This is a genomic window from Stenotrophomonas sp. MYb238 (assembly GCF_009496535.1).
Taxonomy (GTDB): Bacteria; Pseudomonadota; Gammaproteobacteria; order Xanthomonadales; family Xanthomonadaceae; genus Stenotrophomonas.
In genome coordinates, this window is record NZ_WIDL01000033.1 from 20,182 (window position 1) to 34,420 (window position 14,239).

9 protein-coding genes are annotated in these 14,239 nt (G+C 69.0%); 6 read left to right on the plus strand and 3 right to left on the minus strand.

The window, feature by feature from the left end; translation table 11 throughout:
* Positions 1-41: 41 nt before the first annotated feature.
* The 6 genes from CQ393_RS16860 (at position 42) to CQ393_RS16885 (ending at position 11,059) form a co-directional block, all read left to right on the plus strand.
* Positions 42-3,023 (plus strand): TonB-dependent receptor, encoded by a 2,982-nt coding sequence (locus CQ393_RS16860; protein WP_153193255.1) that lies wholly within the window; start codon positions 42-44, stop codon positions 3,021-3,023.
* Between the two features lie 184 nt (positions 3,024-3,207).
* A complete protein-coding gene (locus tag CQ393_RS16865; protein WP_228114640.1) occupies positions 3,208-4,764 on the plus strand; it encodes a glucoamylase family protein in 1,557 nt (518 codons plus the stop codon).
* A 12-nt stretch (positions 4,765-4,776) separates the two neighbouring features.
* The gene (locus tag CQ393_RS16870; protein ID WP_153193260.1) at positions 4,777-6,048 is read left to right on the plus strand and encodes a sugar ABC transporter substrate-binding protein; all 1,272 of its coding nucleotides are present in this window, start codon (positions 4,777-4,779) and stop codon (positions 6,046-6,048) included.
* Positions 6,045-6,926: a sugar ABC transporter permease gene (locus CQ393_RS16875; protein ID WP_153193262.1), complete on the plus strand. Its 882-nt coding sequence runs from the start codon at positions 6,045-6,047 to the stop codon at positions 6,924-6,926. The genes CQ393_RS16870 and CQ393_RS16875 overlap by 4 nt, the downstream gene beginning before the upstream one ends.
* Complete coding sequence (locus tag CQ393_RS16880) at positions 6,923-7,759, plus strand: carbohydrate ABC transporter permease (protein WP_153193265.1); 837 nt, start codon at positions 6,923-6,925, stop codon at positions 7,757-7,759. The genes CQ393_RS16875 and CQ393_RS16880 overlap by 4 nt, the downstream gene beginning before the upstream one ends.
* Positions 7,760-7,891: 132 nt before the next feature.
* The gene (locus CQ393_RS16885) at positions 7,892-11,059 is read left to right on the plus strand and encodes a discoidin domain-containing protein (RefSeq protein WP_153193267.1); all 3,168 of its coding nucleotides are present in this window, start codon (positions 7,892-7,894) and stop codon (positions 11,057-11,059) included.
* 62 nt (positions 11,060-11,121) lie between these two features.
* Here CQ393_RS16885 and CQ393_RS16890 read toward each other — a convergent pair whose 3' ends face one another.
* From CQ393_RS16890 to edd, 3 genes are all read right to left on the minus strand, one after another.
* Positions 11,122-11,379 (minus strand): DUF2789 domain-containing protein, encoded by a 258-nt coding sequence (locus CQ393_RS16890; RefSeq protein WP_153193269.1) that lies wholly within the window; start codon positions 11,377-11,379, stop codon positions 11,122-11,124.
* 167 nt (positions 11,380-11,546) lie between these two features.
* On the minus strand, positions 11,547-12,206 hold the full coding sequence (eda, locus tag CQ393_RS16895; protein WP_153193271.1) for a bifunctional 4-hydroxy-2-oxoglutarate aldolase/2-dehydro-3-deoxy-phosphogluconate aldolase: 660 nt from the start codon (positions 12,204-12,206) through the stop codon (positions 11,547-11,549).
* A gap of 41 nt (positions 12,207-12,247) precedes the next feature.
* Complete coding sequence (gene edd / locus CQ393_RS16900) at positions 12,248-14,164, minus strand: phosphogluconate dehydratase (RefSeq protein WP_153193273.1); 1,917 nt, start codon at positions 14,162-14,164, stop codon at positions 12,248-12,250.
* Positions 14,165-14,239 lie beyond the last annotated feature (75 nt).

A 14,239-nucleotide genomic window follows, 5' to 3' on the forward strand; every position in this document is an offset into this window, starting at 1 on the left:
CCGAATGGCAGCCCCCGCTGCCGCACCCGGAGAGCCGCACCATGAATCATTCCGCTACCCGCAAGACGCACCCGGCCCGCAGGCTGCTCAGCTGCGCGCTGGCCAGCTGCCTCGTGCTCGGCGCCGCCTCCGCGTTCGCGCAGAGCACCGGCGCCACCATCCGCGGCCAGGTGATGGCCGATTCGGCGCCGGCCGGACAGGCGCAGGTGACCGCGACCAACCTCGCCACCGGCCTGACCCGCAGCGTGCAGAGCACCGCCAATGGCGGCTATTCGCTGGCCGGCCTGCCGCCGGGCACCTACCGCGTGGACGTCAATGCCGGCGGCAGGACCAGCAGCCAGAACATCACCGTGCAGGTGGGCCAGACCGCCACCGTGAACCTCGGGGTAGGCGGGGTGGCCGAGACCGCCAGCGGCGCGGCGACGACGCTGGATGCGGTGCAGGTGACGGCGCAGGCGGTGGAAACCCGCACCTCGGAGATCGCGACCTACATCACCAACAAGCAGATCGAGGCCCTGCCGCAGGGGACCCGCAACTTCCTGGCGTTCGCCGATACCGTGCCGGGCATGCAGTTCCAGCAGGACGCCGCCGGCAATACGAGCCTGCGTTCCGGCGCGCAGAGCTCCAGCGGCATCAATGTCTACATCGATGGCGTCGGCCAGAAGGGATACACGCTGCCAGGCGGCGTCGGCGGCCAGAACTCGACCCGTGGCAATCCGTTCCCGCAGTCGGCCATCGGCGAATACAAGGTCATCACATCGAACTACAAGGCCGAGTTCGACCAGATCAGCAGCGCGGCGGTGGTCGCCGCAACACGTTCCGGCAGCAATGAATTCAGCGGGAGTTTCTTCTGGGACCGCACCTCGACCGATTGGCGCACCGCGACCCCGGCCGAAGAAAAGGCCGGCGGCGACAAGGTACCCTCCAAGGAAGAACAGTACGGCGTGTCCTTCGGCGGGCCCATCGTCAAGGATCGCCTGAACTTCTTCGTCGCATACGAAGCCAAGGAATACAGCACCCCCAAGACGGTGACGCTGGGTGCCGAGGGTCGGTACGACCCGAGCAGGATTCCGCAGGGCATCCGCGACCAGATCGGACCCGCAGCCTCGCCATTCACGCAGGACATGTACTTCGGCAAGCTGACCTGGACCCCGGACGACCGCAACCTGGTGGAGCTGTCGGCGCAGGTGCGCGATGAAAACGAACATGTCGACGTGGGTGGCCAGAACACCGCGCAGCGTGCGACGGTCAACAGCAACAAGGTGAACCGCTACGACCTGCGCTGGCAGTACAGCGCGGACAACTGGCTCAACGACGCGCACGTGACGTACGAGGATCTTTCCTGGGCACCGCATGCCACCTTCGACGGCAACGGTTACATCCTGGGTATCTCCGAGCTGGTGAACAACGACCGGCTCAACATCGGCAACATCATCAATACCGGCGCCAGCCCCAACAACCAGGACAAGGGGCAGAAGGGGTGGTCCATCCAGAACGATTTCACCTTTACCGGCTGGGAAGGACATGCGGTGAAGATGGGCGTGAAGTTCAAGCAGGTCGACGTGAACGCGATGGAGCGCAACTACTCCAATCCGCAGTTCTACTACGACCTGTCGACCAGCCTCGATCATCCCTATCGCGTCGAGTTCGCGGCAGGAGACCCGGGAACGCCCGGTGGTTTCACCACCTCGGCCAACAAGCAGTTCGGCATCTACCTGCAGGACGACTGGGAGGTCAACGAACACCTGACCTTGAACTACGGCGTGCGCTGGGATTACGAGACCACGCCGAACTACGAGGACTTCGTGACCCCGGCGGCGCTGGCCAATGCCATCCGCGATTACCCGAATTTCAAGAACGCGGACTGGAACCCGGAAAACTATATTTCCACGGGGAACAACCGCCGAGCGTTCAAGGGAGCCTGGCAGCCGCGCCTGGGCTTCTCCTATGACCTCGATGCCGACCAGCGGCACGTGATCTTCGGCGGCGCGGGCCGGTCCTACGACCGCAACCTGTTCGATTACCTGCAGATCGAGACCAACCGCACTTCCTTCGGCCGCTACAACTTCTATTTCGTCGACGCAGACGGCGCATGCCGGCGTCCGGCTGGGGATTGCGTGGCATGGGATCCGAGCTACCTCAATCCCGGAGCGCTCGACCAGCTGGCGGCAACGGTCAACCTGCCGCGCGAGTGGTGGTTGAACAACAACGACCTCAAGGTGCCTTACTCGGACCAGTTCAGCGTCGGCATGCGCAATGCGTTCGAGCTGGGGGCGCAGACCTGGTACAGCGAGGTGACGCTGAGCTATGTGCGCAGCCGCGACGGCATCACGGCGCGGCTGGGAAATCGTCGACCGGATGGCACGTTCCTTCCGCCGGGCGGAACCTGGGGCACCCCATGGGGCTTCGATCCGCCGTTCGGGCGCGTCATCCTGCTGGACAACATGTATGAAACCAAGACGAAGTCGGTCCTGTTGAAGCTGGACAAGCCGTTCAACACTGCTTCCGGCTGGGGTGCGACGGTCGCCTACACCTATACGCACGGTCGCCAGAACACCAATGCCGACGGCTGGGTCGACATGTTCGAGTATCCCAATGCCAGTTACTACGGGTGGCTGCCCTCGCGTGGCGTGCCCGAACACCGGCTGGTGACGACCGGCATCTGGGATGCGGGCTGGGGCATCACGCTTTCCGGCAAACTGACGCTGGAATCGACCAAGTACCGGAACGCGACCAATTGCCTGCCTGGCTGGGACGACTGCCTGATCGACCCGTACAAGCCCGACGGCAGCATCGGCTACAAGCGTTTCGATCTTGCCGCCAGCAAGGAATGGGACACCGGGACGAATCTGAAGCTGCGCGTGCGCGCCGATCTGCTCAATGTGTTCGACTGGAGGAACTGGGATGGCTACGACGATTGGTATGGCGGTGCGAACGATCCGAACGTGAACTTCGGGCGGCATCAGGATGGCATCGTGGGAGGCACCCGTACCTTCAAGCTGTCCTTCGGCCTGGACTGGTAACACCCTCGCCCCCGGGGGAGGGAAGGCGGCGGAGTCCGATGATGCGAGCATCGCGGACTCCGTTCGTCCCTCGTCCGCGCGGCGGATGACGACATCCCCCACCCACGTTCCACCAACGGAAAGCGTCTTGAGCATCCCGCGTATCCCCACGCTGCAGCTGTGCACCGCCGGTCTCGCGCTTGGCCTGCTGGGCGGCTGCGGCAAGGCGCCCGCGCCGGCGCCGAAAGTGCCGCCGCAGGTGATCCTGATCGAGCCGGACCTGCCGCCGCGGCCGATGAAACCCGAACTGCCGCCGCTGTTCGACGACATCGAGCGGCGCACCTTCCAGTTCTTCTGGGATACCACCAACGAGCAGAACGGGCTGACCCCGGACCGTTATCCATCGCGGCCGTTCGCCAGCATCGCCTCGGTCGGCTTCGCCCTGACCGCGTACCCGATCGGCATCGAGAACGGCTGGGTCAGCCGCACCCAGGCGGTGGACCGTACCCTGGCCACGCTGCGCTTCCTGCGCGACGTGCCCACCGGCCCGCAGCGCACCGGCAAGGCCGGCTACAAGGGGTTCTACTACCATTTCCTGGACATGCGCGACGGCCGCCGTTACGACAGCTGGGTGGAGCTGTCCAGCGTGGATACCGCGCTGCTGCTGATGGGCGTGCTGTTCGCGCAGTCCTACTACGACGGCGTCGATGCGCGCGAGAAGGAGATCCGGCAGGTCGCCGATACGATCTACCGGCGCGTGGACTGGCCATGGCTGCAGCGCAACAAGCCGCTGGTGTCGATGGGCTGGTTCCCGGAGAGCGGCTTCATCCAGCACGACTGGATGGGCTACAACGAGGCGATGATGCTCTACGTGCTCGCGCTGGGCTCGCCGACGCATCCGGTGCAGCCCGATGCGTGGACGGTGTGGACGCGCACCTACGACAACGACTGGGGCGTGTTCCAGGGCCAGGAATACCTGTCGTTCGGGCCGCTGTTCGGCCACCAGTACAGCCATGTCTGGATCGACTTCCGCGACATCCAGGACGCCTACATGCGCGAGCGCGGCATCGACTACTTCCTCAACAGCCGCCGCGCCACCCTGGCCCAGCGCGAGTACGCCATCGCCAACCCGATGCAGTGGAAGGACTACGGCGAGAACGTATGGGGCCTGACCGCCGGCGACGGCCCGCAGAACACCACCCAGGACTACAAGGGCGAGCAGCGCCAGTTCCGCCACTACTCCGCGCGCGGCGCCGGCCTGCGCGAGAACTTCGACGACGGCACCATCGTGCCGTCGGCGGCGATCTCCTCGCTGCCGTTCGCGCCGGAGGTGGTGATTCCCGCCACGCAGGAGATGCACAAGCGCTACGGCGACTACCTGTACTCCAGCTACGGCTTCCTGGATTCGTTCAATCCCAGCTTCAACTACGACATCCCGCTCAAGACCGGGCGCCTGATCCCGGAGCGCGGCTGGGTGGCCAGCGACTACATCGCCATCGACCAGGGGCCGATCCTGGCCGGCATCGCCAACTACCGCGACGAGTTCGTCTGGAACGTGATGAAGAAGAACCCCTACATCCGCAAGGGACTGGAGCGCGCCGGCTTCAGCGGCGGCTGGCTGATGCCCGAGGGCGAGGACTGGCAGCCGCTGCAGAAGGACGAGAAGGCGGCCGCCGCGCGCGCGGTGGGCATCGCCGAGTCGCGCGCCGCCGCCGCGCAGGAGCAGAAGGCCGCGGACAAACCCGCGGCGCGGCCGCAGTAGGGCGCACCGGTGATGCCGCGCCTGCCCGCGCTGTTGTGCCTGCTCCTGCTGGTCGGCTGCGCGCGGCCGCAGGACGGCGTCACCCTGCGCTTCTGGGCGATGGGGCGCGAGGCCGAGGTGGTCAGCGAGCTGGTGCGCGAGTTCGAGGCCGAGAACCCCGGCATCCGCGTCGAGGTGCAGAACATCCCGTGGACGGCGGCGCACGAGAAGCTGCTCACCGCCTACGCGGCCGATGGCCTGCCGGACATCTGCCAGCTCGGCAACACCTGGATTCCCGAGTTCGCCACGCTGCAGGCGCTCACCCCGCTGCAGCCCTACGTGGCCGGCTCGCGCGAGGTCGTGCCCGACGACTATTTCCCGGGCATATGGGACACCAACGTGGTCGAGGGGCAGTTGGTCGGCATCCCCTGGTACGTGGATACGCGGCTGCTGTTCTACCGCAAGGACCTGCTGCGCCAGGCCGGCTACGAGCATCCGCCGCGCGACTGGGCCGAGTGGGCGCGCATGAACGAGGCGCTGAAGCAGGTGCTCGGGCCGGGCCGCTACCCGGTGCTGATGCCGCTCAACGAGTTCGAGCCGCAGCTGTCGCTGGCCCTGCAGCAGGACGATCCGCTGCTGCGCGACCACGACACCCGCGGCAATTTCGAAAGTCCCGGCTTCCGCCGCGCGCTGGGTTTCTACGCCACCCTGTTCGAGCAGGGCTGGGCGCCGAAGATGTCCGAGACGCAGATATCCAACGTCTGGGACGAGTTCTTCCGCGGCTTCACCGTGTTCTACCTGTCAGGGCCCTGGAACATCCGCGAGTTCCGCCAGCGCCAGCCGGCGGCACTGGAAGGCGAGTGGGGCACCGCGCCGCTGCCGGGGCCGCACGGGCCGGGCGCCGGCATCGCCGGCGGCACCAGCCTGGTGATCTTCCGCTCGTCCCGGCACAAGCAGGCGGCGTGGAAGCTGATCGAGTTCCTGTCACGACCAGCGGTGCAGCAGCGCTTCCACGCCCTCATCGGCGACCTGCCGCCGCGCCGCAGCGTGTGGAAGAGCGCGGCCCTGACCGGCGATCCGCTGGCCGCCGCGTTCGGCGAGCAGCTGGAGCGGGTCAAGCCCACGCCCAAGGTGCTGGAATGGGAGCGCATCGCCCAGGAAATGCGCATCGTCAGCGAACAGGTGGTGCGCGGCGGGCTGGACCAGGATGCGGCGGTCAGGCGGCTGGACGCGCGTGTGGACGACATCCTCGCCAAGCGCCGCTGGATCGTCGAGCAGCAGGCGCAGAAGGAGCCGGCGCGATGATGCGGGGTTCGCTCGCCGGCTGGGTGTTCGCCGCGCCGGCGCTGATCGTGATCGGCGTGTTCTTCGGCCTGCCGGTGCTGGCGGCGCTGGCGCTGAGCCTGACCGACTTCGACCTGTACGCGCTGGCCGACCCGCACAACCTGCGCCTGGTCGGCCTGCACAACTACCTGGACCTGCTGCGCACGCCGATGTTCTGGAAGTCGCTGGGCAACACCGCGTACTTCGTGGTGCTGGGTGTGCCGTTGTCCATTGCGTTGTCGCTGGGTGCGGCGATGCTGCTCAACGCGCCGGTGGCGCGCTTCAAGGCCCTGTTCCGCACCGCGCTGTTCGCGCCGGTGGTGACCACGCTGGTGGCGGTGGCGGTGATCTGGCGCTACCTGTTCCATACCCGCTACGGGCTGGTGAACTGGGCGCTGGGGCACGCCGGCATCGATCCGGTGGACTGGCTGGGCGACCCGCACTGGGCGATGCCGACCATCATCCTGTTCGCGGTGTGGAAGAACTTCGGCTACAACATGGTGATCTTCCTGGCCGGCCTGCAGGCCATTCCGAAAGACCTGTACGAAGCGGCGCGCATCGACGGCGCATCGCGCTGGAAGCAGTTCCTGCACATCACCCTGCCGATGCTCGGGCCGGTGCTGCTGGTGGTTGGCGTGATCACCGTGTCCGGCTATTTCCAGCTGTTCGCCGAGCCCTATGTGATGACCCGCGGTGACCCGCTGCAGAGCACGGTGAGCGTGCTGTATTTCATGTTCGAGGAAGGCTTCAAGTGGTGGAACCTGGGCCGCGCCTCGGCGGTGGCGTTCCTGCTGTTCCTGATCATCCTGGGCGTGACCACGCTGCTGCTGCGCCTGGGCCGGCGCAGGGGGCTGGTATGAGCCGCGAGATCGGCCAGTCGCGCGCCTGGGGCTGGTGGATCAACGGCGCCCTGCTGGCGCTGGCGCTGGTCAGCCTGGCGCCGCTGGCGTGGATGGTGTCGGTGTCGTTCATGCCCAGCGGGCAGGCCTCGCAGTTCCCGCCGCCGCTGCTGCCGGCCCAGCTCACCACCGGCAACTACCGCGCGCTGTTCGCGCGCACCGGCATGGCCGGCAACTTCCTCAACAGCCTGAGCATGTCGGCGGGCATCACCCTGGGCTCGCTGCTGTTCAACACCCTGGCCGGCTATGCCTTCGCCAAGCTGCGCTTCGCCGGCCGCGAGCGGGTGTTCCAGGGGCTGCTGGCGGCGCTGGTGATTCCCGCGCAGGTGGCGATGCTGCCGCTGTTCCTGCTGATGAAGCAGCTGGGGCTGGTCAACACCTGGGGCGGGGTGGTGGTGCCGGCGCTGGCCAGCGTGTTCGGCATCTTCCTGGTGCGGCAGTATGCGCGCTCGATTCCCGACGAACTGCTGGAAGCGGCGCGCATCGACGGCGCGGGCGAGGCGCGCATCTTCTTCCAGATCGTGCTGCCCATGCTCAAGCCGGTGCTGGTGACGCTGGCGATCTTCACCTTCATGGGCGCGTGGAACGACTTCATGTGGCCGCTGATCGTGCTGACCGACCAGGAGCACTACACCCTGCCGGTGGCGCTGGCCTCGCTCGCGCGCGAGCACATCATGGACGTGGAGATGATGATGGCCGGCGCGGTGATCACCGTGGTGCCGGTGCTGCTGCTGTTCCTGCTGCTGCAGCGCTACTACATCCAGGGCCTGCTGCTGGGCGGCGTGAAGGGGTAGGCGCGCCGCGCCCGGAGCGCGATGAGGCTTCCTGGCGCAGCCGGGTCTTCATCGCGTGCCTGGCAAGTCCCCGTCGCGCACCGAGGTGCGCTCCTACTAGAATCCTGCGACGCCGCATCCAGACTCCCCGCGATGAAGAAGCTCTCCGCCCTCCTGCTGCTTTCCACCGCCGTGCTGGCAGGCGACGGACGGGCGGCCGCGGGCGGCGGCCGGGTGCTGGCGAAGTTCGACGACATCGGCGCCTGGCAGCTGATCACCTCGCCGCAGGTCAGCGGTTCGCTGCGGCCGGTGAGCGGCAACGGCGGCCGCGCGCTGTGCCTGGACTACGACTTCCACGAGGTTTCCGGCTACGCCGGCATCCGCCGCCCGCTGGACGTCACCTGGCCGGAGAACTACCAGGTGTCCTTCGGCCTGCGCGGCGATTCGCCGGCCAACGACCTGCAGTTCAAGCTGGTCGACGCCAGCGGCGACAACGTGTGGTGGGTCAACCGTCCCGGCTATCGTTTCCCCAAGAACTGGACGCAGGTGAACTACCGCAGGCGCCACGTCGAGAAGGCCTGGGGGCCGGACCCGGACAAGGTCCTGCGCCGCAGCGCGGCGGTGGAGTTCACCATCTACAGCAAGGTCGGCGGCAAGGGCACGGTGTGTTTCGACCAGCTCACGCTGCAGCCGCTGCCGAAGGAGGACACCTCGGCGCTGACCGCCACCGTCATCGCCGACACCGCCACCGCGCTGCAGCAGCGCATCGCCGACGGCAAGCCGGACACGGTATGGATCAGCGGCGGGGTCAAGCAGCAGACCGTGAGCCTGGACCTGGGCAGGGTGCGCGAGTTCGGCGGCGCGGTGGTCCAGTGGGTGCCGGGGCTGGAGGCGTCGCGCTACGTGGTGCAGGCCTCCAGCGATGGGCGCGACTGGCGCAAGCTGCGCGAGGTGAGCGCTGGCGGCGGCGGGCGCGACTGGCTGGCGCTGCCCGAAACCGAGGCGCGCTACCTGCGGTTCGACCTGGTCGACGGTCCCAGCTGGCGCTATGGCATCCGCGACATCAGCCTGAAACCGCTGGCGTTCGCCGACACGCCCAACGACTTCGTCCGTTCGGTGGCGCGCGACCTGCCGCGGGGGGCGCTGCCGCGCGGTTTCTCCGGCGAGCAGCCGTACTGGACCCTGCTGGGCCTGGACGGTGGCCGCGAGCAGGCGCTGATGGGCGAGGACGGCACGCTGGAGGTGGCGCGCGCCGGCTTCAGCATCGAGCCGTTCGTGGTGCTGGACGGCAAGGTGCTGGGCTGGGCCGACGTGGCCGCCAGCCAGCGCCTGCAGGACGGCTACCTGCCGATCCCCTCGGTCGAATGGAAGCACGACAAGGTCGGACTGCAGGTGACCGGCTTCGTGCAGGGCCGTCCCGAGCAGGCGCAGCTGGTGGCGCGTTACCGCCTGCACAACCCGGACAAAGTGGCGCACGACTACCGGCTGGCGCTGGCGGTGCGGCCGTTCCAGGTCAATCCGCCGAGCCAGTTCCTCAACACCGTCGGCGGCGTGAGCCGGATCGAGCGGCTGGCGGTCCAGGGCGGGCAGGTGGCGGTCAACGGGCAGCCACGCGTGTTCGCCGCGACGCCGCCCGACACCGGTTTCGCCAGCGCCTTCGACAGCAAGCTCGACGTCACCCACCTGGCCGACAGGAACCTGCCGGGCACGCGCGAGGTCAGCGACCCGACCGGGCTGGCGTCCGGCGCCATGCTCTATACGTGGAAGCTGGAACCGGGGCAGAGCCGCGAGGTCGCGCTGGTGCTGCCGCAGACCGGCGCCTGGTCGATGCCGGCCGGTTTCGACGCGGACAAGGCGCAGCAACAGGTCGCGGCGATGTGGCGGCAGAAGCTGGACCAGGTGCGCCTGCAGCTGCCCGAGGCCGGCCAGCCGCTGGCCGATACGCTGCGCACCGCGCTGGCGCACATGCTGATCTCGCGGGTGGGGCCGAGCCTGCAGCCGGGCACGCGCTCGTATGCGCGCAGCTGGATCCGCGACGGCGCGATGATTTCCGAAGGGCTGCTGCGCCTGGGCCGCGAGGATGCGGTGCGGCAGTACCTGGACTGGTATGCGCCGTACCAGTTCGACAGCGGCATGGTGCCGTGCTGCGTGGACGCGCGCGGCAGCGACCCGGTGCCGGAGAACGACAGCCATGGCGAGCTGATCCACGCCATCGCCGGGTACTGGCGCCACACCGGCGACAGCGATTTCCTGCGGCGCATGTGGCCGCACGTGCTGGCGGCCTGGGGCTACATGGAAGACCTGCGGCTGGGCGAGCGCACCGAGGACAACCGCGCACGCAACCCGGGCTTCTACGGAATGATGCCGGCCTCGATCAGCCACGAGGGCTATTCGGCCAAGCCGGTGCATTCGTACTGGGACGATTTCTGGGCGCTGCGCGGCTACAAGGACGCGGCCGACATGGCGGTGGCGCTGGGGCTGGAAACCGAGGCCGAGGCGATGGCCGGCGCGCGCGACCAGTTCCGCCAGGACCTGTACGACTCGCTGCGCGCGGCGATGGCCGCCCACCGCATCGACTACCTGCCCGGATCGGTGGAACTGGGCGATTTCGACGCGACCTCGACCACCATCGCGCTGGCGCCGGGCGGCGAGCAGGGCCGCCTGCCGCAACCGGCGCTGGACACCACCTTCGAGCGCTACTGGCGGCAGTTCGTCGAGCGCCGCGACGGCAAGCGCCAGTGGAAGGACTACACCCCGTACGAGTGGCGCAACGTCGGCGCCTTCGTGCGCCTGGGCTGGCGCGAGCGGGCGTGGGAGGCCGGCGAGTTCTTCTTCAAGGACCGCGCGCCGCCGGCGTGGAACCAGTGGGCCGAAGTTGTGTCCTCGACGCCGCGCACGCCGTTCTTCGTCGGCGACCTGCCGCACGCCTGGGTGGCCTCGGACTTCGTGCGCTCGGCGCTGGACATGTTCGCCTACGAGCGCGAAATCGACGACGCCATCGTGCTCGCCGCCGGCGTGCCGGCTCCCTGGCTGGCCGGCAAGGGCATCGCCCTCGACGGCCTGCGCACCGCGCATGGCCCACTGCGCTACGCGCTGGTACGCGGCGACCGCCAGCTGACCCTGAAGGTCGCCGACGGCCTGCGCCTGCCGGCGGGCGGGCTGGTGCTGCCTTGGCCGTACGAGGGCGCGCCGGGCCAGGCCAGCATCAACGGCGAACCGGCCGCGTGGTCGGGCAACGAACTGCGCATCATGGCGCTGCCGGCCAAGGTCGAGATCGATATCCCGGCCGAACTGCGGCGCAGCGAACGCAGCCGGCGCTGAGGCCGCCGCGGGCCGCCATCACCGGCGCGGCGATGGCCCGCGATGCCGCGCCTGGCGCAGGCTCAGTCCACGTTGCGGGCGCGGCTGGCGTCTTCGTGCAGCGCTTCGTTCAACTGGTCCACGACGATGGCCCAGGCGTCGTCGCTGGCGATCTTCTCGCGCACGAACTGGCGCTGCCCCTCGTTCCAGAAAGGCGCCTGGCCGATGCTGGTTTCCAGCGGCAGCTGGTGGGCCTGGATGAAGCGCGCGATGTCCTGTTCGCCGGCGTCCAGGCCGAGCTGGAGGAAGAGGTTGGTCATGCGCGGGGTGGTTTCGTCCATGGGTCGCTCCTGGGGCAGGTAATGGGGACGGCGCCATCATGGCCGATGCGATGTCTTGCCGGCGCCAAGGTGGAAGGAACGGCGGTGCGGTCGCCAAAGAGAAACGCCCCGTTCCTGCGAACGGGGCGTCTGCGATGCGCGGCAACGCGCGCGCGCGTCCGCGTGCCTTAGCCGGCGCGAACCGAGCGCACGATGGCGGCCGCGGCGGCGGCGGACTTCCTGACCTCGTCCCATTGGCCGTTGCGGATCCAGGCGTCGGCCACCATCCACGAGCCTCCGATGCAGACCACGTTCTTCTGGCCGAGATAGTCGGCCGCGGTGGCTTCGGTGATGCCGCCGGTGGGGCACAGCTTCAGTTCGGGAATCGGCCCGGCCACGCCCTTGATCATCGCCAGCCCGCCCACGGCGGTGGCCGGGAACAGCTTGCAGACGCGGAAACCGCGCGCCAGCAGCGCCAACAGTTCGGTGGGCGAGGCCGCGCCCGGCACCACCGGCAGCGGCGCGTCGGCCAGCGCGTCGGCCATGTGCGCCGGCGTGCCCGGGGTCACCAGGAAGTCGGCGCCGACGTCGATGGCCTGGCGCATCTGCGCGACGGTCAGCACCGTGCCGGCGCCGACCACCACGTCGGGCAGTTCGCGCTTGAGCATGGACAGCGCTTCCATCGCCACCGGCGTGCGCAGGGTCAGCTCGATGGCCGGCAGGCCGCCTTCCAGCAGCGCGGCGCTGACCGCGCGCGCCTGGTCGAGGGTGTGGACGGTGACGACGGGCAGGATGCCGGCGGCGGTGAGCAGGTGTTCGGCGCGGTCCTGGTGCTGGGCGATGGTCATGGCGTTGTTCCGGTGGGGCGGGCCGCGGCGCGGCCCGGAGGTCAGGCGTCCTTGGCTTCGTGCGGCGCCGCGGCGGCGGCAGCGTCGTGGCCGAGCTCGTATTCGGCGTCGTATTCCCAGACGCCGCCATCGGGCCGTGCCGGGCCGCAGGAAATCGAGATGGCGCCCTGGTCGGCCGGGCCGACGATGCGGCGGTTCATCGCGAACAGGTTGCGGCCCAGGTCGTTGCCGGCCGGCGCGGTATTGGCGGCGATGCCGCGTGCCGCCCATTCGGTGGCGTCCACCAGCACTTCCAGGGTGCCGGCCTCGCCGTCCAGGCGGACGATGTCGCCTTCGCGGATGCGGGCGATCGGACCGCCGCGCGCGGCCTCGGGGGTGACGTGGATGGCCGCGGGGATCTTGCCCGACGCGCCGGACAGGCGTCCGTCGGTGACCAGCGCCACGCGCCGGCCCTGGTTCTGCAGCAGGCCCAGCAGCGGCGCCAGCGAGTGCAGTTCGGGCATGCCGTTCGCCCGCGGGCCCTGGTAGCGCACCACCGCGACGAAGTCCTGCGGCAAGGCGCCTGCGGCGTGCAGCTTGTTCAGCACCTGCGGCGCGTCCACCACCACCGCCGGCGCCTCGATCGTGCGGTATTGCGGCTTCACCGCCGACAGCTTGATCAACGAACTGCCGATGTTGCCCTTGAGCAGGCGCAGGCCGCCCTGGGCCTCGAACGGCTCGGTGGCGGGGCGCACCACCTCGGCATCGGCGCTCTGTTCGACCGCGGGCACGTAGACGACCCTGCCGTCGATCAGCCGCGGTTCCTGCGCGTAGGCGCGCATGCCGCCCTCGGCGATCGTCGGCAGGTCGTCGTGCATCAGGCCGGCGTCCATCAGTTCGCGGAATACGAAGCCCGGCCCGCCGGCGGCGGCGAAGCGGTTCACGTCCGCCTCGCCGTTGGGATACACGCGCGCCAGCAGCGGCACGATCTGCGAGAGCTGGTCCATGTCGTCCCAGGTCAGCACGATGCCGGCCGCGCGCGCCACCGCGATCCAGTGGATGGTGTGGTTGGTGGAACCGCCGGTGGCCATCAGCGCGACGACGGCATTGACGATGGCGCGCTCGTCGATCAGCCGGCCCAGCGGGCGGAAGTCGTCGCCCAGCGCGCAGATCTCCAGCGCGCGCGCGGTGGCGGCACGGGTCAGCGCGTCGCGCAGCGGCAGTTCCGGGTTGACGAAGGAAGACCCCGGCAACTGCACGCCCATCGCTTCCAGCAGCACCTGGTTGGAGTTGGCGGTGCCGTAGAACGTGCAGGTGCCCGGCGCGTGATAGGAGGCGGACTCGGCCTCCAACAGTTCCTCGCGGGTCGCCTCGCCGGCGGCATAGCGCTCGCGCACCTCGGCCTTCTTCTTGTTGGGAATGCCCGGGGTCATCGGCCCGGCCGGCACGAACACCGCCGGCAGGTGGCCGAACGCCAGCGCGCCGACCAGCAGGCCCGGCACGATCTTGTCGCACACGCCCAGATGGATGGTGGCGTCGAACATGTCGTGGCTCAGGCCGATGGCGGTGGCCTGGGCGATGATGTCGCGCGAGAACAGCGACAGTTCCATGCCGCCGCGGCCCTGGGTGACGCCGTCGCACATCGCCGGCACGCCGCCGGCCACCTGCGCGGTGGCGCCGAGTTCGCGCGCGGCGTCGCGGATCAGCTGCGGGTAGTGCTCGAACGGCTGGTGCGCCGAGAGCATGTCGTTGTAGGCGGTGATGATGCCCAGGTTGGGCGTCGCGTCGCCGCGCAGCCGCCCTTTGTCGGCCGGCCCGCAGGCGGCGAAGGCGTGGGCCAGGTTGCCGCAGCTCAGGCGCGAACGGAACGGGCCCTCGCGCAAGGCGGCATCGATGCCCGCCAGATAGGCCGCGCGCGAAGGAGCGCTGCGCTGGCGGATGCGTTCGGTGATGGCGTGGATTTTCGGATGCAGGCTCATGGCGTTACGCGCGGGGAAAGGGGAAGGGGGAAGCGGGATCGGCGGGGCAGGGGATGACGGAAAGCGGAGGGTGCG